Source organism: Arsenophonus nasoniae DSM 15247, from assembly GCF_000429565.1.
Classification (GTDB): Bacteria; Pseudomonadota; Gammaproteobacteria; order Enterobacterales; family Enterobacteriaceae; genus Arsenophonus; species Arsenophonus nasoniae.
Genome location: NZ_AUCC01000296.1, coordinates 1 through 1,064, shown reverse-complemented (window position 1 = coordinate 1,064; position 1,064 = coordinate 1). Strand labels below are relative to the sequence as shown.

The window sequence follows — 1,064 nt, the reverse complement described above, 5'->3', positions numbered from 1 at the left end:
TCGCCATTCATACCATCGAAACCGCTGCACAAATTAATGCGGCGATTAATGCGGGTAAAGACCCGCTAAAAGAAAGGGCGAGGGTACAGCAGGAAATAAATCAATATTATAAAGCCGGTAACCTAACGTTAAGTGAATATGCGCAGGCGCTGAAAGGCCTCGACAAACTGTACGCATCCCCGCAAAAAACGTCCGGTGAAACCCTTGATGCAGGGCGTCAGCGAATTGAGCAACTGCAACAACAAACGGCGACTTTACAAGCGCAATTAATGGAAAATGAAAAGCTCCTCGATTCAGAGCGTAAGTTGGCAGTCTTTGAGCAAGAACTCACTCGATTAAAAGGGCAAACGCTCAATGCATCGCAGAAGAGCGTGTTAGTTCATGCGGATGAAATTCGGACGCAGTTGCAAATCAACGCCGGATTGGAGCGTGAATTAAAACTGAAGGAACTAAGAAAACAATTTGATGGCCAGAACTTTGAAATAGCGAGTACAACCGCAAAGTTACGACGGGATGCCCAGAATGAAATTTTAAAAAGTACCATGTCTGAATCTGCTTATGAATTGAGACAAAAAGAAGAGCAAATTCATGAGGATTTTGATAAACGCAGATATCATTTAGAAAAAGAATTATCTGATAAGACTTCCCAACTTTATGCAGAACAGACGCAGTTTTTAACGCAAGAAGAACAAAAACAAATTGAGATAGTGAGAGCTGCTGCATTAAGTAAGGCGAAGGTGGCGCAAGATGGGAGGAAAGGTGTAGCCAAAGGCTGGCAGGATTTTGGTGCGGAAACAGAAAACGTGTTTGATAATATGCGAAACATTACTAAAAACGCTTTCGACGGCATGTCAAACACACTGGCTGACTTTGTGACGACAGGCAAATTTAACTTTTCTGATTTTGCTCAGTCTGTCGTTAATGATATTACCCGCATGATTGTTAAAATGATGGTGTTTAAAGCCCTGGAATCAAGCTTAGGTGGCACTGGGCTGGGTAATTTTCTTGGTATAAAAGTCAATGCCCTTGGCGGAGTTTATCAATCTTCGGGCTTAAGTGCCTAC

Annotated in this window: 1 protein-coding gene; it reads left to right on the top strand. The window is 42.7% G+C overall.

What is annotated here, in order from left to right:
- A partial coding sequence (locus tag G468_RS0118590) for a phage tail tape measure C-terminal domain-containing protein (RefSeq protein WP_026824222.1) occupies nt 1–1,064 on the top strand: 1,064 nt, incomplete at both ends.